We start from the raw sequence: 18225 nt of genomic DNA on the forward strand, positions 1-18225 counted from the left end.
CGCGGACATCGAAGAGAAGGACCAGCGACGTTGAGTCAAATCGCTTTTTGGGGAGCCGTGGAACTGGGGCTCGTCTATGCCTTTGTCGCCGTCGGCGTCTTCCTCGCCTTCCGTGTGCTCGACTTTCCCGACCTGACGGTCGACGGATCGTTTCCGCTTGGTGCCGCAGTCACCGCGGTCCTGATCATTGCGGGCGTCAACCCGTGGCTCGCCGCAGCCGTCGCGATGGTCGCCGGAGCTGCAGCCGGCATCGTCACGGCGCTCCTCAACGTGCGCTTCCGCATCCTCAACCTGCTCGCCTCGATCCTGACGATGATCGCGCTCTTCTCGGTGAACCTGCGTGTCATGGGCAAGCCGAATGTCGCGCTGATCAATGCCGACACCATGCTGTCGCCATTCTACGGGCTGGGCCTCAGGGACTTCTACGTTCGCCCGCTCTTCGTCGGCATTCTCGTGCTGGTCGCCGTCGTCATCGTCTGGCGCTTCCTTGAGAGCGACGCCGGCCTCGCGATGCGGGCGACCGGCGCCAATGCCCGCATGGCGCGCGCCCAAGGGGTCGATACCAGCCGCCAGATCTATCTCGGCATGGCGATCTCCAACGCGCTCGTTGCCTTCGGCGGCGCGCTCTTCGCCCAGACCAACGGCTTTGCCGACGTGACCTCCGGCGTCGGCACGATCGTCGTCGGGCTTGCGGCCGTCATCGTTGGTGAAACGCTGTTCGGCGCCCGCGGCATTCTGATCGCGCTCGCCGGCTGCGTGCTCGGCTCGATCCTCTACCGCATCGCCATTCAGCTCGCGCTTTCGACGGATATGCTCGGTCTGCAGGCCTCCGACCTCAACTTCGTGACCGCGGCGCTCGTCACCGTGGCGCTCGTCCTTCCTCGCCTGCGTCGCGGAGGTGCCGCATGATCAGCGTCAAGAACATCAAGGTCGTTTTCGGCAAGGGCACCCCCTTGCAGAAGCAGGCGCTGAACGGCGTAAGCCTGACGATCGAGCAGGGCTCGTTCGTCACCGTGATCGGCTCGAACGGCGCCGGCAAGTCGACGCTGCTCGGCGTGCTCGCCGGAGACGTCCTGCCGAGCGAGGGCGAGGTGACGATCGGGCACACGGACGTCACCCGCAAGGGAACGGCTGCGCGCGCGGGCCTCGTTGCGCGCGTGTTCCAGGATCCGCTCGCCGGTAGCTGTGGCGCGCTTTCGATCGAGGAGAACCTGGCGCTTGCCGCCAGGCGTGGCGAAAGCCGCGGCTTGACGCCGGCGCTTGGCGCGAAACGTCGCGAGCATTTTCGCGAGCGTATTGCCGAGCTCAACCTTGGACTGGAAAACCGCCTGGGCGACCGCATGGATCTCCTGTCAGGCGGCCAGAGGCAGGCCGTATCGCTGGTGATGGCGACGCTCGCGGGCTCGGAAGTTCTGCTTCTCGACGAGCACACCGCGGCACTCGATCCGGGCATGGCGGAATTCGTCATGAACCTCACGCAGAAGATCGTCACCGAGCGCAAGCTGACGACGATGATGGTCACCCATTCAATGCGGCAGGCACTCGACTATGGCCATCGCACGATCATGCTTCACGGCGGCGAGATCGTGCTCGATGTCGCCGGCGACAGCCGCAAGACCCTGCAGGTCGAGGACCTCATCGCCATGTTCCGCCGCATCCGCGGCCAGACGCTCGACGACGACGCGCTGCTGATTGGGTGAGCCCGATCGGCTCACCTTGCCTGCGTCACGAAGATCTTGACCGCAAAGACCGAGAAGACGCCGGCGAAGCTGAAGTCAAGCGCACGCATGAAGCGCCTGTTCTTCTGCAGCCAGGCCGCAAGCCAATCGGCGGCAAGCACCACCATCGCATTCACCGGCATGCCGATGACGATGAAGAAGAAGCCGAGGAACAGGAGTTTGCCGGTGACCGACGGATCGTGTGCGCTGACGAACTGCGGCAGGAAGGTCATGAAGAAAATTACGACCTTGGGGTTGAGAATGTTCACCCAGAAGCCGGTCGCAACGTTCGAAAGGACCGTTCCCTTCGCTCCCTCGATCTTCTTCACCGAGAGCGTCGAGCCGTGGCGGATTGCTTGGACGGCGAGCCAGAAGAGATAGGCAGCACCACCTGTCTTCAGCACCAGAAAGGCCGTCGGCGACGCGGTGATCAGTGCCGAGATGCCGAAGGCGACGAGCATCGTATGAACGACGATGCCGAGCCCCGTGCCGAGGACGACGAAGAGCGCCGCCTTTCTTCCCTGCGCCAGGGATCGGCTGATCGAAAGCGTCATGTCCGGTCCGGGCGTTGCCGCAAGAAGCAGGCTGGCGGCGGCAAAGGTGAGCAGCGTTGGCAGGCTGGGGACGAAGTCCATGGCGAATTCCTCGATGAGCCGATTGCCGGTGATATCGTCGGACAGGCTCTTTTGCCAGCGGTTTTCGTATGTCCGCTGGCGATACCACCTGCGGCGGCAACTCCCGACGCGTCAAATTTCGACGCGGGGTACTGTAGTGCTTGTATCCCTTCAAGTTCTGGCTAAAGTGCCGCAGATTTCGATGCGGCATCGCCGCCCCCGAGCAGACGGACAGAAACCATGGCATCGCATAAAGACGTGAAAAAGGTCGTTCTCGCCTATTCCGGCGGTCTCGACACCTCGATCATCCTCAAGTGGCTGCAGACGGAACTCGGCGCCGAAGTGGTGACCTTCACCGCCGATCTCGGCCAGGGCGAAGAACTGGAGCCGGCGCGCAAGAAAGCCGAAATGCTCGGCATCAAGGAAATCTACATCGAGGACGTGCGCGAGGAGTTCGTGCGCGACTTCGTCTTCCCGATGTTCCGCGCCAATGCCGTCTATGAGGGTATCTACCTGCTCGGCACCTCGATCGCCCGCCCCCTGATCTCCAAGCACCTGATCGACATCGCCAAAAAGACCGACGCCGACGCGATCGCCCATGGCGCGACCGGCAAGGGCAACGACCAGGTCCGCTTCGAGCTCTCGGCCTATGCCTTGAACCCGGACATCAAGATCATCGCTCCCTGGCGCGACTGGTCGTTCAAGAGCCGCACCGAGCTGCTCGAATTCGCCGAGAAGCACCAGATCCCGGTCGCCAAGGACAAGAAGGGCGAAGCGCCCTTCTCCGTCGACGCCAATCTCCTGCACTCCTCCTCCGAGGGCAAGGTGCTGGAGGACCCGGCACAGGAAGCCCCGGAATACGTGCATATGCGCACGATCTCGCCGGAAGCCGCGCCGGACAAGGCCACCGTCATCAAGATCGGCTTCGAGCGCGGCGACGCGGTTTCGATCAACGGCGTGCGCATGTCGCCGGCGACGCTGCTCGCGAAGCTCAATGAGTATGGCCGCGACAACGGCATCGGCCGCATCGACCTCGTCGAAAACCGCTTCGTCGGCATGAAGTCGCGCGGCGTCTACGAAACGCCCGGCGGCACCATCCTGCTGGCGGCGCATCGCGCGATCGAAAGCATCACGCTCGACCGCGGCGCCGCGCACTTGAAGGACGAGCTGATGCCGCGCTATGCCGAGCTCATCTATTACGGCTTCTGGTTCTCGCCGGAACGCGAGATGCTGCAGGCGGCGATCGACAAGAGCCAGGAGCATGTCGAGGGCGAAGTGACGCTGAAGCTCTACAAGGGCAACGTAATGGTCACCGGCCGCGAGAGCGCGAAGTCGCTCTATTCCGACAAGCTCGTCACCTTCGAGGACGACCAGGGCGCCTACGACCAGAAGGACGCCGCCGGCTTCATCAAGCTCAACGCCTTGCGCCTGCGCACGCTGGCGGCGCGTAACCGTTAAGAACTGGCATTTCAGACGAAACCCGCGGCGGAGCAATCTGCCGCGGCTCTTTCGTGACTACAACACCGCCGTTTGATCCTGCGCTATTCCGCCGCTTTGCGAAACGGCGTCTCCGCGGCCGTCGGCGCGATGAGCGGCCTCAAACGTACGGTCCTTCGATACCAGAAATAGCTCGCTATCGAGATGAGACCGAAACCCGGAATGATCGTGCCAAGCGCCAGCGCCGGGGCGCCGACGAGAGCGGCGAGCGCCCCGCCGATGAGCCCCGAGCTCATCTGGATGAAGCCCATCATGGCCGATGCCGTGCCGGCGATATGCGGGAAGGGTACCATGCAGGCTGTCATCATATAGGGCATCACAAAAGCAATGCCGAAAGCGTAGATGCCGACCGGCGCCATCACCGAGAGGAAGGTGGGCTGGAGCGCATGCATCGTGAAGGAGAGGGCAAGGCTGGCCATACCGATGAAGGCGAGGCCAGCGGGCACGAGCGCCTGCGGCGTGAAACGCCGCATCAGCAGCCGCACCGTGACGGTGCCGGAGAAGAAGAGGCCGGATTGCATGAGCATGCCGACCCCGAATTCGGTCGGTGTCAGGCCCACTTGCCCGATCAGCACGAAGGGCAGCATCGTCGCCCATGCGTAAAGCGCGCCGACAGCACCGGCGATCACAAACGTCGAGGACACGAAGCGACTGTCCGTCAGCAGTTCGCCATAAGCCCTGAGGATCGGCCGCAAGCGCCCCTTGCTGCGGTCCGGCGTCACCGTTTCCACCATGAAGAACTGCACGGTGAAGCAAGCCATCAGGGCGAAGCCCACCATCAGGAAGAAGATCGACTGCCAGCCGAAGAGGCCGAGCGCGATGCCGCCGAGCGTTGGCGAAACCGCCGGACCGAGCGCCAGCATCATGCCGATCATGTTCATGATGCGGGCAGCGGGGGTGCCGGTGAACTGGTCGCGCACGATGGCGCGCGCCACCGTCATGCCGACGGAGGCGCCGACCCCCTGCACCAGACGTCCGGCCAGCAAGACGCCGATCGAGGGAGCGAAGGCGGCCATCAGGCTGCCGGCGAGATAGATCGCCATGAAGATCAGCGTCGACGAGCGGCGGCCGATAACGTCGGAGAGCGTGCCCGAGACGAGCTGGGCAAAGGCGAAGCCGCCGAAATAGAGCGATAGCGTCATCTTGATCGCCGCCTCGCTGGTGGCGAAGGCGCGTACGAGCTCCGGCATCGCCGGCGTGTAGAGCGCCATGGAAACCGGGCCGAGCGCCACCAGGAACGCACCGATGATGCTCGTGCGTCGCTCGCTCATCCTGAGCGTCATTCGGCCGCCCCTTTTTCCCGATTGCCTTCCTTGCCGGCAAGGCAGGGATCAAGCCGGCGAAGGTTGTCGCGCAGGATCCGGAGATTGCCGCGCAACAATTCCAGCCCCCCCTCGCCGAGACCCTCGGTATAGGCGCCCATCATTTCACGCAAACCCGCCATCATCTCGTCGATGAGCGGATCGGCCCGGTCGCTGACGACGACGTTCTTGGCGCGCCGGTCGGCCGGGTCGGGCACCCGCACGACGAGCCCCAGCGCTTCCAGGCGATCGAGATAGGCCGAGAGCGTCATCGGCTCGATACCCATGCGGGTGGCGATTTCCGCCTGCTTGATGCCTTCCGTCGTGGCGACCTGGATCAGCGTGCGCGCCTCGCCCGGCGTGATCCCGAGCTGCATCGCATTGACCTTGCGGTCGAAGGCGGCGCGGAGCAGGCGGGAGACGTCGTTGAGCAGCATCCCGGTCGTTTCGGATTCAAGTTTTCTCGGCATTTCAATCGTTCATAGGGAATAGTAAGTTTTACTTATCATATTCCCTGGATGCGTTCAACGCAGGGCGATGAAACGTCAGTACCAAAGGCCCAAGACCCCTCCCCACAAGGGCGAGGGGCTTGGCGGCCGCGGCCAGCATAGTTGCCATTCTATCTTCTGAGCTCGCGCAAGCGTTCGGCACGAGAGGGATGTGGGCGCGGCATCGAAAGCCCCTCCCCCTTGTGGGGAGGGGTTGGGAGGGGTCTTGTCGTAATCTGGAGAACAACTCAGCCCTCGAGCTCTTCGCGCAGCATCTCCAACTCCAGCCATTCCTCTTCCATCCGCGCGAGCCCTTCCTTGAGCTTTTCCAACTCGGCGGCAATTTTGGCAAAGCCGTTCGGGTCCTTCGAAAACAGATTGGGGTCGGCCATCTTCTCTTCGCGCCTGGCGATCTCGGCTTCGGCCTTGGCAATCTCCTTCGGCAGATTTTCCAGCGCGAACTTCTGCTTGTAGGAGAGCTTACCCTTGGCCTTCGGCGCTTCGGATGCAGCCGCCGGAGCATCGTTCGCTTTGGCCTTTTCCGACTTTTCGGCCTTCCGCCTGTCTTCAATCGCGCCCTTGCGCTGCGCCATCATGTCGGAATAACCGCCGGCATATTCGATCCAGCGGCCGTCCGGCGCCTCCGGATTGGCCGGCGCGATCGTCGACGTCACGGTGCGGTCGAGGAAATCGCGGTCGTGGCTGACGAGAATGACCGTTCCGGCGAAGCCGGCGACGATCTCCTGCAGGAGGTCGAGCGTTTCGATGTCGAGATCGTTGGTCGGCTCGTCGAGGATCAGCAGATTGGTGGCGCGCGCTAGAATACGCGCCAGCATAAGCCGCGCCCGCTCGCCGCCCGAAAGCTCACGGATCGGCGTACGGGCCTGCTCCGGCTGGAAGAGAAAGTCCTTCATGTAGCCGGTGACGTGGCGCTGCTCGCCATTGACGAGGAGGTTGTCGCCACGGCCATCGGTCAGGTAGTGCGCCAGCGTCTCGTCGAGATTCAGGCCCTCGCGCTTCTGGTCGAGCGTCGCCATCTCAAGATTGGTGCCAAGCTTGACGGTTCCGGAGTCCGGCTCGATCTGGCCGGTCAGCAACTTGAGCAATGTCGTCTTGCCGGCGCCGTTCGGGCCAACGAGGCCGATCCGGTCGCCGCGGTGTACGCGGATCGAGAACGGCGCGACGATCATGCGATCGCCATAGGCCTTGGTGATTTTTTCCGCCTCGATGACCAGCTTGCCGGATTCCTTCGCGTCGGCGGCCGTCGCTTGCACCGTGCCCTGCGGCCCCTTGTGGCCGCGATAGCGCGCCCGCATGTCCTGCAGTTCGCCAAGACGGCGCATGTTGCGCTTGCGCCGGGCAGTAACACCATAGCGCAGCCAGTGCTCCTCGCGCTCGATCGCCTTGCCGAGCTTGTGCTGCTCCAGTTCCTCGGCCTCAAGCACCTCGTCGCGCCAAGCCTCGAAATGGCCAAAGCCGCGATCGAGCCGGCGCGACTGGCCGCGGTCGAGCCAGACGGTCGCCGTCGAAACCTTTTCGAGGAAGCGCCGGTCGTGCGAGATGAGCACCAGTGCCGAGCGGCTGCGGACGAGCTCGTCTTCCAGCCATTCGATCGTCGGAAGATCGAGATGGTTGGTCGGCTCGTCGAGGAGCAGGATGTCGGGCTCCGGTGCCAGTACGCGCGCAAGCGCTGCGCGCCGCGCCTCGCCGCCCGAAAGCTGCCGCGGATCCTCTTGCCCCGTCAGCCCCAGATGCTGCAGCAGATAGGCGACGCGGTAGGGATCGTCACTCGGGCCAAGCCCCGCTTCCGCATAGGCCTGGACCGTGTCGAAGCCCTCGAAGTCTGGCGCCTGGTGCAGGTAGCGCACCGTCGCCGAGGGATGACGAAAGATCTCGCCCGATTGCGGCTCGACAAGACCGGCGGCCATCTTCATCAGCGTCGACTTGCCGGAACCGTTGCGCCCAACGAGGCAGATGCGGTCGCCGGGCTCGACCTGCAGGTTGGCGCCCGCGAGAAGCGGTGCACCGCCGAAGGTCAGAAAGATGTCATCAAGCTTCAGAATGGGTGGCGCCAAGGTTTCAGGCTCCGGAAAGATCATGGGGCCGGGCAAGAATGACCGCCCGGCCGGATTTCAAGGAAAAGCGGACCGCCCCCTCCGCAACGTTGGAAATGGTCCGTGACGAACCGAAGGGCAGAGCGAAATCGTCGAGCGGATAACGCGCATTTCCGATGGAGAGGCCGGACAGTGCGCTGAGCCCGAGAATCGAGAAGAGGCTGCCCTTGGGAAGGTCGATCTCCTGAGATCCTACCAGCAAGGGATAGGCTTCCTCCTCGCCGGAGGTCATCAGCACCGGCAACCCCTCTTCGGCGATTGCCACGGCGCGCAAAAGATGCAGGAAGGCATGGTCGCTTCTGGTGCCGCCGAGGGCACCGACGAAGATCAGCGACGTTGCGCCCCGCGCGAGCGCCGCATCGACCCCGATCTCGCCGTCGGTCGCGCTCTTGGCCGCAGGATAGCGCTCGCGCGGCACCTCCGCATATGCGGCCAGCAACGCGTCGTCGGTCGAATCGAAATCGCCGACCCAGAGCTCGGGAACGATACCAAGCGTCTTTGCATGACGCATGCCGCCGTCGGCCGCGATGAAGCGACTGCCGGAGAGCTGGCTTGCAAGCCGCTCGGTCCGGGTGAGCGAGCCGCCGAGAAGGATGGTGAAGGTCTGTTGGGCCATGGCAGAAGCGCATAGCGCAAACAAACGACCAGATCACGATGATTTTGGGTCGATTCGACCCAAAATCATCGTGATCGATTCCAATGGATTAGAGCGGGATGCGGGCGGAAAACCGCGCGCACTTTTCCTCATCCCGCTCTAAGGAAAAGGCCGAAAACCATTTTGCGGCAGCAAGGGTCGCGCTTTTCGGCAGCTCGATCGCTCGCGATCAGCCTTCCGACAGCGTTTCGCCGGGAAAAAGCATACCGGCATAAATGCCGGGCGTCGAATCCGCTATCTCCACCGCGCCGACGGTGCGGACGTAAAAATCCGCAGGCCCGACACCGCCTATGACAGCATAGCCGTAGCCGGCGGCGCGCATCGCCATCAGGCTTTCGATAAGCAGCGCCTCGCCGATCCCCTGACCGCGCATCGCCTCGTCGACGCCTGTCGGCCCGAAGAAGCCAAGCGCGGTGACGTCGTGGCAGGCGAAGCCGACGATCCGCTCCTCGTGAACGGCGACATGAATCCGCGTCGGAGTCGACGAGAAGGCGGCCTCCGCCTCGCCCGCCCAACCGGCACCGAACCGTTGTTCGATCCACGTGAGGACGATCCTGCGTTCCGCAGCCATCGCCCGGCGAATGCTGATGCCGGGACCGAGCCGGGAAGCACGCCTTTCCGGCAAGGCGTAGAGACGGACGAGCATGTCTGGCATGAGAATACCTCCCCGCTACGGCGCAGCGTTCAATCAGACGCGCCTTCGCACTTTGACTTGCGGCATGTGGTTACCCTCAAACCGGCCAAGACTTGAGGAAACATGCGGTTGGCGAACAAACGCCGCCGACAATTGTTTGGTCTAATAGCGCAGATGTCTCGGACGGCAAATGTTTCCGCCGAGACCCGGCTTGCAAGACCTGCCGCTGAAAGCTAAATCTTTTGCAGCTCTAACGGGGTGCCTTCGGTCCGCTTCATGGAACCAAGGCTGAGAGGCTCAAGCCAACCCGCGGAACCTGATCCGGCTCATACCGGCGGAGGGATTAGAAGCGATCGGACCGATGCGCCCTTTTCCCGCAACATCAACAACAGGGAGAGAGGTGCCCGTCATGCCCAATTACACCAAGTTGCTTCGCCGGCTGGCGATTACGGCGATGGCCGCGGCTTTGCCGTTCGCCGCTCATGCCGCCGAAAAGACTCTGACGATCTATACCTATGAGAGTTTCATCAGTGAATGGGGGCCTGGCGCGAAAGTCGCCGAGGCTTTCGAGAAAACCTGCGGCTGCGACGTCAACTATGTCGGCGTCGCCGACGGCGTCGAGCTTCTGACACGATTGAAGCTCGAAGGCGAGCAGTCGAAGGCGGACATCGTGCTCGGCCTCGACACCAACCTCGTTGCGGAAGCCAAGGCGACCGGCTTCTTCGTCCCGCACGGTCTCGACACCGCAGCTTTGAAAGTTCCGGGCGGCTTCTCGGACGACACCTTCGTTCCCTATGACTACGGCCATTTCGCCGTGATCTACGATACCGAAACCTTGAAGAACCCGCCGAAGAGCTTGAAGGAACTGGTAGAGGGCGATCCTTCGCAAAAGATCGTCATCGAGGATCCGCGCACCTCGACACCGGGCCTCGGGCTGCTGCTCTGGGTGAAATCGGTTTACGGCGATGAGGCGGCCGCCGCCTGGGCCAAGCTCAAGGACCGGGTGCTGACCGTGACCCCCGGCTGGTCGGAAGCCTACGGCCTCTTCACCAAGGGCGAAGCACCGATGGTGCTGTCCTACACCACCTCACCGGCCTACCACATGGTGGCGGAAAACACTGAACGCTATCAGGCCGCTCCCTTCGCCGAGGGTCACTACATCCAGATCGAAGTGGCCGGCGTGACGAAGAACGCCAAGGAGCCGGAACTCGCCAAGAAGTTTCTGGCCTACATGACCGGCCCGGAATTCCAGTCGATCATTCCTACGACCAACTGGATGATGCCGGTTGCGGCGACCAAGGAACCCCTGCCGGACGCCTTCGGCAAGCTCGTCACCCCGCAAAAGACATTCCTGATGTCTTCCGAGGAGGTCGCCGCCAACCGCAAGGCCTGGATCGACGAATGGCTGGCGGCCATGAGCAAGAACTGAGGCCAGCTTGTCCGCTGCGGCCGAAAAACGGATGACGATTGCCGCGGGGGCCTTCGGCCTTGGCGGCATTCTGCTCTTTGTCGCCCTCGCCGTGGTCGCCCTCCTCGCCCAGTCGGGCGGCGGTTATACCGGTGCCCCGTTCGACGCCTATGTCTGGCGCGTCACCCGCTTCACGCTGCTTCAGGCGAGCCTCTCGACGATTCTCTCCATCCTGTTCGCAGTGCCGGTGGCGCGTGCGCTCGCCCGCCAGGCGCGCTTTCCCGGCCGCATCTGGTTGCTGCGGCTGATGGCGCTGCCGCTTGGCCTGCCCGCGCTCGTCGCGGCGCTTGGCCTCATTGAGGTTTGGGGCCGGCAGGGCTTTCTCAATAGCGCTCTCGTCGCGATCGGGCTCAACGGTCCGATCAGCATCTACGGCCTCGTCGGCATTCTTCTCGCCCACGTCTTCTTCAACATGCCGCTTGCCGCGCGGTTGATGCTTGCCGGAATCGAACGGATTCCGGGGGAATACTGGCGCACTGTCGCCAATCTCGGCATGCCTTCGGCCGCAATCTTCCGCTTCATCGAATGGCCGGCGATCCGCGGGCTATTGCCGGGCATCGCCGGTCTTATCTTCATGCTCTGCGCCACCAGTTTCACGCTCGTGCTGACGCTCGGCGGGGGACCTGCCGCAAGCACGATCGAAGTGGCGATCTATCAGGCGCTGCGTTTCGATTTCGACCCGCCGCGCGCGATCGCCCTTTCCGGCCTTCAGATCGCGCTCACGGGTGCGCTGCTGCTCGTTCTGAAGGTCCTAGCGCCGCCACCGCCTGAAAGCGAGACGACCGGCAAGGCAATGCGGCGGTTCGATGGCTTGAGCGGACGGTCACGACTAGCCGACGGCCTCTGGCTCGTTCTTGCGCTCGTCTTCGTCGGACTGCCGTTCGCCGCGATCGCCTATTCCGGCCTGCAGGCGGATTTGCCGAGGCTCGCCCGCGATGCGGCTGTCCACCGTGCGTTCGCCACCAGCGGTGCGATTGCCCTGCTTTCGGCCGCGATCTCCGTTGGCGCGACCGCCATGATGATTCGCGCGCAGCAGGTTACCTTGAGGCGACGGCAGGTTGGAGCGGCCGCACGCGGGTTTTCCGGCATGATCGGCGCCAGTACCTCTCTCGTCCTGCTGGTGCCGCCGGTCGTTCTCGGCGCGGGCTGGTTCCTGCTGTTGCGTCCCTTCGGCGATGTCGCGCGTTTTGCACCGGCCGTCGTGATCGCCATCAATGCGCTGATGGCGCTTCCCTTCGTCCATCGCGTGCTCGCTCCGGCAATGGCCACTCATGCGGCACGCACGGATCGGCTGGCGGCGAGCCTCGGTATCGCGGGCTTTCATCGTCTGCGATGGATCGACTGGCCGCCGTTGCGCAAACCGTTCCTCATGGCCTTTTCCTTCGCCATGGCATTGTCGCTTGGCGATCTTGGAGCGGTGGCGCTCTTCGGATCGCAGGACATGACGACATTGCCGTGGCTGCTTTACAGCCGCATGGGAAGCTATCGCACCGCCGACGCCGCGGGACTTTCATTGCTGCTCGGGCTCATCTGCCTGATCCTCACGGTGCTCGGCACGGCGGGAGAGGACGGCGTGCGCGAAGGAAGAGACGCATGAATTCGCCAGCCTCCGCTTCCGCGGCCGTTTCACTCAAGGACGTCGAAGTCCGTTTCAAAACGACGAAGCTCACGTTCGACTGCGTGATTCCGGCCGGGCAGATCGTCGCGGTCGTCGGTGCGTCGGGGTCGGGCAAATCGACACTGTTTAACGTCATCGCCGGATTTGAAGAGCCGGAGCAGGGTGCGGTCGATGTTCTCGGAGAGGACATGGCGGGCCGCCTGCCGGCCGAGCGCCCGGTGTCGGTCATCTTCCAGGAGCACAACCTCTTTGCTCATCTCGACGCCGCAACCAATGTCGGTTTCGGCATCAGCCCGGCCTTGCGCCTGACCGATATCGACCGGGCCAAGGTGACCGATGCATTGAAGCGCGTCGGCCTCGATGGCTTCGGCGGACGCCTGCCGCCGACGCTTTCAGGCGGCGAGCGTCAGAGGGTCGCGCTCGCCCGCGCGCTCGTCCGCCACCGGCCGCTGCTCTTGCTTGACGAACCCTTTGCCGCGCTCGATCCGGGCATGAGAGCGGAAATGCGCGAACTTTTGCGCGACCTCCACAACGAGGAAGGCAATACGATCCTGATGATCACGCATCACCCCGATGACGTGAGACTGCTCGCCGACAGCGTGCTCTTTCTCGACCGGGGACGTATCATCGCTCACGACCCTGTCGATCGGTTTGTCGAACGGCGCGACGTCACGGCGATCAACCGCTTCCTCGGCCGCGAATGAGGCTTGCCGTCGCCGATTTGAGGACGAAATCATGCAGCAAGTCAAAGCGCTCCGGCGACCCTGGCGCGTCGGAAGACACGCAAGGCGTCCGTGGGAATTTTTCGCTAAATTACCGTTCGCCACAATTTGACCGCCGCGCTGTGCGACGCGCGGAATATCCGACGGTTGGCGCGATGTTCGCGCATCCGTTGCTGTGATACCACGGGGCAACTATTTCTGCGGGGATCAGTAGGCAGACTGCGCTGAAATCGTTACAGCACGGTCATGGCTGAAACACCCAGGCTGGAACACGGTATCCGGCTGAAAAAGTAGGATTTTTCAACGTCGGCGCTTAAGTTGTGGCAGGCGCCGGCGAGGGGAACGGGCTGAGGCATGGTTAGGCATACAGTCATCGACGGCCGGAATCCGACGCGACGCGGCGGCAAGAATGCACGATTAATGGTTGCATTCCTGGCGACTACGTTGCTGTCGGCCTGCCAGTCGCTGATCGAACAGACCTACGAGCCGACCGTTTCCCCCTCGTCAAATCCGCAGATCGTCGAGGAAGTGCAGAAGAACGATCCGCGCGCCCAGCTCGGCGCACGCGAACACCCGCGGATCGTTGCGAGCTACGGTGGCGAATACAAGGACGCCAAGACCGAACGGCTGGTGGCGCGCATCACCGGCGCGCTGACGGCGGTTTCGGAAAATCCGCAGCAGTCCTATCGCATTACCATCTTGAATTCCCCTGCGATCAACGCCTTTGCACTCCCGGGCGGCTATCTCTACGTCACGCGCGGTCTTCTGGCGCTCGCGAACGATGCCTCGGAGGTCGCTGCCGTGCTCTCGCACGAGATGGCGCACGTCACCGCTAACCACGGCATCGAGCGCCAGCAGCGCGAAGAGGCCGAGGTGATCGCGAGCCGGGTCGTCTCCGAGGTGCTTTCCTCCAATCTGGCCGGAAAACAGGCGCTCGCCCGCGGCAAGCTGCGGCTTGCCGCCTTCTCGCGCAATCAGGAGCTCCAGGCCGACGTGATCGGCGTGCGCATGCTCGGCGAGGCGGGATACGACCCCTATGCCGCCGCCCGCTTCCTCGATTCGATGGCGGCCTACGCCCGCTTCACGGCGGTCGACCCGGAAACCGACCAGAGCCTCGACTTCCTGTCAAGCCACCCCAACGCGCCGCAGCGCGTCGAACTGGCGCGCCGGCACGCGCGTGCCTTCGGCGCCGAAGGCACGATCGGCGATCGCGGACGCGACTATTATCTCGCCGGTATCGACGGCATCCTCTATGGCGACAGCCCGCAGGAAGGGTATGTCCGCGGCCAGACATTCCTGCACGGCCAGCTCGGCATCCGCTTCGACGTGCCGTTCGGCTTCCAGATCGACAACAAGGCCGAGGCGGTGCTCGCGACCGGCCCGGGTGACATCGCGATCCGTTTCGATGGCGTCGCCGACACCGGAGGGCGCAGCCTCACGGATTATATCGCCAGCGGCTGGGTCACCGGTCTGCAGCCGGATACCATCCGTCCGATCTCGGTCAATGGCCTCGAGGCGGCAACGGCACGCGCGTCCGCCGACCGGTGGGACTTCGATGTCACCGTGATCCGCATCGACAACCGCATCTACCGGTTCCTGACCGCGGTACCCAAGGGATCGCGCGCGCTCGAAGCCACGGCGAGCCAGTTGCGCGGCTCTTTCCGCCGGATGACGCAAGCGGAGGTTCAATCGCTGAAGCCGCTGCGCATTCGCGTGGTTACGGTGAGATCCGGCGACACCATGGCGACGCTTGCCGCCCGGATGATGGGGACGGACCGCAAGCTCGATCTCTTCCGCCTGATCAACGCGATGCAGATCACCTCCACCGTCAAACCCGGCGACAAGGTGAAGATCATCGCGGAGTAGTCTGCGGTAACCTACCGACGATTCATTGATTGGTTTGGCCTGAACGGCACTACTGCATGATTCCTTAAATCGGAATCGATTTAAGGAATCATGCAGCAAATCAAAGTACTACAACGATCTTTGCGCGTCCGATTGGACGCGCGGCGCTGTAGAGCGCCACGATGGCCGTAGTCAGTGCATGCCGGCCGTCAATGCCGGCGCCTTGGCGGCGAGCGCGGCACGCAGCTTTTCCAGCGCCCGGGTCTCGATCTGCCTGACGCGCTCCTTCGAGATGCCGAGATCGACGCCAAGCTCCTCCAGCGTCGCGCCGTCTTCCGACAATCGCCGGGCGCGGATGATCTTCATCTCGCGCTCGCTCAACTCTCCAAGGGCGATATGAAGCCAGCGACGCGCGCGTTCGCCGTCGATCATGTCGCTGACCTGTTCATCGGGCAGCGGCGCTTCGCTCGCAAGAAAGTCGAGACGCTCGCCGCCATCCGAATCTCCGTGGCCAACCGGGGCCTGCAGAGACGCGTCGCTTCCGGACAGGCGCGCATCCATCGTCTGCACATCGGCGAGGCTGACGCCCAGCGCGGCGGCTATCTCCTCGTGCATCGCCTGCGAGGTCAGCTGCCGGTCGCCTTGGGCAAGACGCGCCCGCAGTCTCCTGAGATTGAAGAACAGCGCCTTTTGCGCCGAGCTTGTGCCTCCGCGCACGATCGACCAGTTGCGCAGCACATAGTCCTGCATCGACGCGCGGATCCACCAGGTGGCATAGGTGGAGAAGCGAACGTCCCGGCTTGGCTCGAAGCGTGCCGCCGCCTCCAGCAGGCCGACATGCCCCTCCTGGACAAGATCGCTCATAGGCAACCCGAAGCTGCGGAATTTCGCCGCCATGGCGATCACCAGGCGCATGTGCGCCATGGCAATCTTGTTGCGCGCCTCCTGATCGTTGTTGTCCCTCCAGGCCTGCGCCAGGGCATGCTCCTCGTCGCGTTCGAGATAGGGCGCGTCCATGGCAATCTTGATCATGCGCCTGTCTGCTGTAAGGGTCTTCATCGATCGCTCCGTAGCTGGCGCCCGGGCGCCGTTAACGATTGAACACGAAGGGCCAAACGCTTGTCGGAGCATCCGGCGACAGGAAACGGTGAGCGCCAGGTCGTACTTGAAGAACCGGTGCAGCGCCCTAAATCGAAGATCCGAACCTGACACGGTGAGAGATCACAGAACCAAGATCGTCCGGGCCGCAAAGGCGAACACCTTCGCACCGGCCTTTCCCAACGCGCGCCGGCGCAAAAGGTTCCCTTGCCTGCAATGATTTCGGGATGGGTGTTTCTGCATTGCGGCCAAGGCATGCAGCCGCGCGTCCTATCAGACGCGCAAGGGCCGCTGTCGCACGTTTGAAGTTCTGCATGCTTCCATCCTCAATGGAAACATAGAGTAGCCATGCGAGCAAAAAAAAGCCCGACGCGAGGGCCGGGCTTCTTGGTCGTGGCTTCTGTTTCCGAGACTGCGGCTTAAGCGGCCTCGTCCTGGGTATCCTCTTCTTCGATGGCCTTGCCGCGCTTCGGCCCCTTGTTCAGGTTGGCTTCGACGAGACGTACCGCCTCCGTTTCCGACATCTTGTTGACGGCAGCGATTTCGCGCGCCATGCGGTCAAGAGCGGCCTCATAAAGCTGGCGTTCGGAATAGGACTGTTCCGGCTGGTTTTCCGCGCGATAGAGATCGCGCACCACTTCCGCGATGGAGATGAGATCGCCGGAATTGATCTTGGCATCGTATTCCTGGGCACGACGGGACCACATGGTCCGCTTCACGCGTGCCTTGCCCTGCACGACCTTCAGCGCACGATCGACGAAATCGGTTTCGGACAGCTTGCGCATGCCGATGCTGACGGCTTTCGCCACCGGCACCTTGAGACGCATCTTGTCCTTCTCGAAATCGATGACAAAAAGCTCGAGCTTCATGCCAGCGACTTCCTGCTCCTCAATCGCAACGATCTGGCCAACACCGTGAGCCGGATATACGATCGATTCACCGGTCTTGAAGCCTTGGCGCGTTGAAGATTTTTTCTGCTGGGTCGTCATTCGTTTCAAAAACTCCCTATTGCGCACCCGGCCTCTCAAAGGCCGGGGCCGGGTCGGTCAGGCCCGGGATAGACGGGGATACCGCCGGGTGGGGTCAATCCTGGTCCGTCCAACGGAACGCAAATGGCCTCATGGAACGCGGTCACAGGCAACGGAACGTTGCTTATTTGGGAAAGAGCCGCGCCGTGGAGATCGTTTGCTTTCGTGATGGTTTTCGGGCGCGCAAAAACACCCTCGGTGGATCAGTAACAGGAAGCTATCACAAAAAAGTGCGCAAATCAATAATTTGCTGCATGGCAGCGATCAAGCCACCACGCACACAATTGTGAGGCTGAGGCCGGATTTCCCCAGATTTCGGCCCTCGCTTTGTATCCGTTCGTCAGCGCCGGCGAACCAAGCACGGACGATTGCTTCAGTCACCCTGTCCCGGCTCGGCAGAGAAATACTTGTCGTATTTGCCCTCGACGCCGTCCATCTCCTTCGCCTCGGGCAGAGGATCCCGCTTGACCGTGATATTCGGCCACTTCGTCGCAAAATCAGCGTTCAATTTCAACCACATGTCGAGCCCCGGCTCGGTATCCGGCTTGATCGCATTGGCCGGACATTCCGGCTCACACACCCCGCAATCGATACACTCGTCCGGGTGGATGACGAGGAAATTCTCCCCTTCATAGAAGCAATCCACCGGGCAGACTTCCACGCAGTCCGTATACTTGCAGCGAATGCAATTGTCGGTCACGACATACGTCATGAGGTACTCCAGCCAAGCTCACATTTGATGGCAGACGGCAACCAATGGTGATGCCCATCGTCCGTGCATGCTAGGAATGTCCGGCGCGCATAGCTGCCGAAGCAGACCCCGAATGCCATTCAACGTGGTTTGTCAGGTAACGGCTTTGAGGGCCCTTTGCAAGAATAATCCATGCGCCGTTTGCCGGGAAGCAGGCAGAGTTTTCCAGAGTGGAATGATTTTCGATCGCTTCGATCCAAAATCGTTGATTTCGCCGATTTTTCACGGGCCAGGCGGCATGGTGACCGCCGCCCGCGGCTCAATCGTCCTCGCCGAAATCGGGCTTAAGGCGATCCGTATCGCGCCGCTCCCGCTTCGTCGGTCGCCCGGCACCTCGCTCACGCGTCGCCTGCTCAAAAGCCGTGAGCCTCCGGGACGAGGCCGGCGGGGTCAGGTCCTCGTAGAGCAGGCGGGCCTCTTCGTAGGGCCCCCGCCGTGTTCCGGGCAAGAGCACGCGAAGAACGAGATCCCGCCGCTCGAGTGCCAATTCAAGCGTATCTCCGGCCTTTACCTGAGCGGACGATTGCGTCACCCGCGCGCCGTTGATCGCGACATGACCGGCCTCGATCGCCTTTTGGGCAAGCGAGCGCGATTTGATCAGCCGCGCGAAGAACAGCCACTTGTCGAGCCGCTGACGAGGTGCGGGCGCAGACGCTGGCTGTTTCTCCATTGCC

Annotated in this window: 17 protein-coding genes and 1 riboswitch; of the genes, 7 read left to right on the top strand and 10 right to left on the bottom strand. The window is 62.9% G+C overall.

Annotation, left to right across the window (positions count from 1 at the left end; translation table 11 throughout):
- Nucleotides 1-30: 30 nt before the first annotated feature.
- The gene (locus QA637_RS16220; protein WP_153436800.1) at nucleotides 31-909 is read left to right on the top strand and encodes an ABC transporter permease; all 879 of its coding nucleotides are present in this window, start codon (nucleotides 31-33) and stop codon (nucleotides 907-909) included.
- A complete protein-coding gene (locus QA637_RS16225) occupies nucleotides 906-1700 on the top strand; it encodes an ABC transporter ATP-binding protein (RefSeq protein WP_153436801.1) in 795 nt (264 codons plus the stop codon). The genes QA637_RS16220 and QA637_RS16225 overlap by 4 nt, the downstream gene beginning before the upstream one ends.
- 11 nt (nucleotides 1701-1711) lie before the next feature.
- Here the strand turns inward: QA637_RS16225 and QA637_RS16230 are convergent, their stop codons facing one another.
- Nucleotides 1712-2353 carry a LysE family translocator gene (locus QA637_RS16230; RefSeq protein ID WP_153436802.1) on the bottom strand — a complete coding sequence of 214 codons (642 nt, stop codon included), beginning with the start codon at nucleotides 2351-2353 and terminating at the stop codon, nucleotides 1712-1714.
- 219 nt (nucleotides 2354-2572) lie between these two features.
- Here QA637_RS16230 and QA637_RS16235 point away from each other — a divergent pair, with 219 nt between their 5' ends.
- Nucleotides 2573-3790 (top strand): argininosuccinate synthase, encoded by a 1218-nt coding sequence (locus QA637_RS16235; protein ID WP_153436803.1) that lies wholly within the window; start codon nucleotides 2573-2575, stop codon nucleotides 3788-3790.
- Between the two features lie 83 nt (nucleotides 3791-3873).
- Here QA637_RS16235 and QA637_RS16240 read toward each other — a convergent pair whose 3' ends face one another.
- From QA637_RS16240 to QA637_RS16260, 5 genes are all read right to left on the bottom strand, one after another.
- Nucleotides 3874-5112, bottom strand: coding sequence for a multidrug effflux MFS transporter (locus tag QA637_RS16240; protein ID WP_153436804.1), 1239 nt, complete (start codon nucleotides 5110-5112; stop codon nucleotides 3874-3876).
- Nucleotides 5109-5600 carry a MarR family winged helix-turn-helix transcriptional regulator gene (locus tag QA637_RS16245; RefSeq protein ID WP_153436805.1) on the bottom strand — a complete coding sequence of 164 codons (492 nt, stop codon included), beginning with the start codon at nucleotides 5598-5600 and terminating at the stop codon, nucleotides 5109-5111. Before QA637_RS16245 ends, QA637_RS16240 begins: the two co-directional genes overlap by 4 nt.
- 266 nt (nucleotides 5601-5866) lie before the next feature.
- Nucleotides 5867-7693, bottom strand: a complete 1827-nt coding sequence (locus QA637_RS16250; protein ID WP_153436806.1) for an ABC-F family ATP-binding cassette domain-containing protein — start codon at nucleotides 7691-7693, stop codon at nucleotides 5867-5869.
- Nucleotides 7694-7697: 4 nt separating this feature from the next.
- On the bottom strand, nucleotides 7698-8348 hold the full coding sequence (locus tag QA637_RS16255) for a thiamine diphosphokinase (protein WP_153436807.1): 651 nt from the start codon (nucleotides 8346-8348) through the stop codon (nucleotides 7698-7700).
- Between the two features lie 208 nt (nucleotides 8349-8556).
- Nucleotides 8557-9042, bottom strand: a complete 486-nt coding sequence (locus QA637_RS16260) for a GNAT family N-acetyltransferase (protein ID WP_153436808.1) — start codon at nucleotides 9040-9042, stop codon at nucleotides 8557-8559.
- Between the two features lie 223 nt (nucleotides 9043-9265).
- A riboswitch (TPP riboswitch) is annotated at nucleotides 9266-9381 on the top strand.
- 49 nt (nucleotides 9382-9430) lie between these two features.
- Between QA637_RS16260 and thiB the strand changes: the two genes are divergently transcribed.
- The 4 genes from thiB (at nucleotide 9431) to QA637_RS16280 (ending at nucleotide 14695) form a co-directional block, all read left to right on the top strand.
- Nucleotides 9431-10450 carry a thiamine ABC transporter substrate binding subunit gene (thiB, locus tag QA637_RS16265; RefSeq protein ID WP_153436809.1) on the top strand — a complete coding sequence of 340 codons (1020 nt, stop codon included), beginning with the start codon at nucleotides 9431-9433 and terminating at the stop codon, nucleotides 10448-10450.
- A gap of 31 nt (nucleotides 10451-10481) precedes the next feature.
- Nucleotides 10482-12086, top strand: coding sequence for a thiamine/thiamine pyrophosphate ABC transporter permease ThiP (gene thiP / locus QA637_RS16270; RefSeq protein ID WP_234886743.1), 1605 nt, complete (start codon nucleotides 10482-10484; stop codon nucleotides 12084-12086).
- Complete coding sequence (locus QA637_RS16275; protein ID WP_153436811.1) at nucleotides 12083-12811, top strand: thiamine ABC transporter ATP-binding protein; 729 nt, start codon at nucleotides 12083-12085, stop codon at nucleotides 12809-12811. Before thiP ends, QA637_RS16275 begins: the two co-directional genes overlap by 4 nt.
- Before the next feature lie 372 nt (nucleotides 12812-13183).
- A complete protein-coding gene (locus tag QA637_RS16280) occupies nucleotides 13184-14695 on the top strand; it encodes a M48 family metalloprotease (protein WP_153436812.1) in 1512 nt (503 codons plus the stop codon).
- Nucleotides 14696-14866: 171 nt separating this feature from the next.
- Here QA637_RS16280 and QA637_RS16285 read toward each other — a convergent pair whose 3' ends face one another.
- From QA637_RS16285 to QA637_RS16300, 4 genes are all read right to left on the bottom strand, one after another.
- On the bottom strand, nucleotides 14867-15733 hold the full coding sequence (locus QA637_RS16285) for an RNA polymerase factor sigma-32 (protein ID WP_153436813.1): 867 nt from the start codon (nucleotides 15731-15733) through the stop codon (nucleotides 14867-14869).
- Nucleotides 15734-16191: 458 nt separating this feature from the next.
- Nucleotides 16192-16761, bottom strand: a complete 570-nt coding sequence (locus QA637_RS16290; protein WP_136505337.1) for a CarD family transcriptional regulator — start codon at nucleotides 16759-16761, stop codon at nucleotides 16192-16194.
- A gap of 412 nt (nucleotides 16762-17173) precedes the next feature.
- Nucleotides 17174-17512: a ferredoxin FdxA gene (gene fdxA, locus QA637_RS16295; RefSeq protein ID WP_153436814.1), complete on the bottom strand. Its 339-nt coding sequence runs from the start codon at nucleotides 17510-17512 to the stop codon at nucleotides 17174-17176.
- A gap of 298 nt (nucleotides 17513-17810) precedes the next feature.
- The gene (locus QA637_RS16300; protein ID WP_153436815.1) at nucleotides 17811-18221 is read right to left on the bottom strand and encodes an RNA-binding S4 domain-containing protein; all 411 of its coding nucleotides are present in this window, start codon (nucleotides 18219-18221) and stop codon (nucleotides 17811-17813) included.
- Nucleotides 18222-18225 lie beyond the last annotated feature (4 nt).

This window comes from Sinorhizobium terangae (assembly GCF_029714365.1).
GTDB classification, from domain to species: domain Bacteria; phylum Pseudomonadota; class Alphaproteobacteria; order Rhizobiales; family Rhizobiaceae; genus Sinorhizobium; species Sinorhizobium terangae.

Coding starts and splice junctions, on each gene's coding strand:
- QA637_RS16225 (WP_153436801.1), top strand. CDS start 906: ATGATCAGCGTCAAGAACATCAAGGTCGTTTTCGGCAAGGGCACCCCC.
- QA637_RS16230 (WP_153436802.1), bottom strand. CDS start 2,353: ATGGACTTCGTCCCCAGCCTGCCAACGCTGCTCACCTTTGCCGCCGCC.
- QA637_RS16235 (WP_153436803.1), top strand. CDS start 2,573: ATGGCATCGCATAAAGACGTGAAAAAGGTCGTTCTCGCCTATTCCGGC.
- QA637_RS16240 (WP_153436804.1), bottom strand. CDS start 5,112: ATGACGCTCAGGATGAGCGAGCGACGCACGAGCATCATCGGTGCGTTC.
- QA637_RS16245 (WP_153436805.1), bottom strand. CDS start 5,600: ATGCCGAGAAAACTTGAATCCGAAACGACCGGGATGCTGCTCAACGAC.
- QA637_RS16255 (WP_153436807.1), bottom strand. CDS start 8,348: ATGGCCCAACAGACCTTCACCATCCTTCTCGGCGGCTCGCTCACCCGG.
- QA637_RS16260 (WP_153436808.1), bottom strand. CDS start 9,042: ATGCCAGACATGCTCGTCCGTCTCTACGCCTTGCCGGAAAGGCGTGCT.
- thiB (WP_153436809.1), top strand. CDS start 9,431: ATGCCCAATTACACCAAGTTGCTTCGCCGGCTGGCGATTACGGCGATG.
- thiP (WP_234886743.1), top strand. CDS start 10,482: ATGACGATTGCCGCGGGGGCCTTCGGCCTTGGCGGCATTCTGCTCTTT.
- QA637_RS16275 (WP_153436811.1), top strand. CDS start 12,083: ATGAATTCGCCAGCCTCCGCTTCCGCGGCCGTTTCACTCAAGGACGTC.
- QA637_RS16280 (WP_153436812.1), top strand. CDS start 13,184: ATGGTTAGGCATACAGTCATCGACGGCCGGAATCCGACGCGACGCGGC.
- QA637_RS16285 (WP_153436813.1), bottom strand. CDS start 15,733: ATGAAGACCCTTACAGCAGACAGGCGCATGATCAAGATTGCCATGGAC.
- QA637_RS16290 (WP_136505337.1), bottom strand. CDS start 16,761: ATGACGACCCAGCAGAAAAAATCTTCAACGCGCCAAGGCTTCAAGACC.
- fdxA (WP_153436814.1), bottom strand. CDS start 17,512: ATGACGTATGTCGTGACCGACAATTGCATTCGCTGCAAGTATACGGAC.
- QA637_RS16300 (WP_153436815.1), bottom strand. CDS start 18,221: ATGGAGAAACAGCCAGCGTCTGCGCCCGCACCTCGTCAGCGGCTCGAC.